This is a genomic window from Burkholderia ubonensis (genome assembly GCF_902833085.1).
GTDB classification, from domain to species: Bacteria; Pseudomonadota; Gammaproteobacteria; order Burkholderiales; family Burkholderiaceae; genus Burkholderia; species Burkholderia ubonensis.
Genome location: NZ_CADFEB010000026.1, coordinates 1 through 489, shown reverse-complemented (window position 1 = coordinate 489; position 489 = coordinate 1). Strand labels below are relative to the sequence as shown.

The window sequence follows — 489 nt, the reverse complement described above, 5'->3', positions numbered from 1 at the left end:
GCGGGGTCGAGGATTTCGGGCCGGTTGGTCGCGGCCATGATGATCACGCCGGAATTGGCCTGGAAGCCGTCCATCTCGACGAGCAGCTGGTTCAGCGTCTGCTCGCGCTCGTCGTTGCCCGACATCATGCCGACGCCGCGTACCTTGCCGAGCGCGTCGAGCTCGTCGACGAACACGATGCACGGCGCCTTCTGCTGCGCCTGCTCGAACAGGTCGCGCACGCGCGCCGCGCCGACGCCGACGAACATCTCGACGAACGCCGAGCCGCTGATCGAGAAGAACGGCACCGCCGCCTCGCCGGCAACCGCGCGCGCGAGCAGCGTCTTGCCGGTGCCGGGCGCGCCGACGATCAGCACGCCTTTCGGGATCTTGCCGCCGAGCCGCTGGTAGCGCTCCGGGTTGCGCAGGAACGCGACGAGCTGCTGCAGCTCGGCCTTCGCCTCGTCGATGCCCGCGATGTCGTCGAACGTGATGCCGGTCGCCTGCTGC

General features: G+C 69.5%; 1 protein-coding gene. It reads right to left on the bottom strand.

Annotation, left to right across the window (positions count from 1 at the left end; all coding sequences use genetic code 11):
• Positions 1–489, bottom strand: a 489-nt coding sequence (locus HWX31_RS34660; protein WP_175934022.1) for an AAA family ATPase, incomplete at both ends; no start/stop codon positions are given.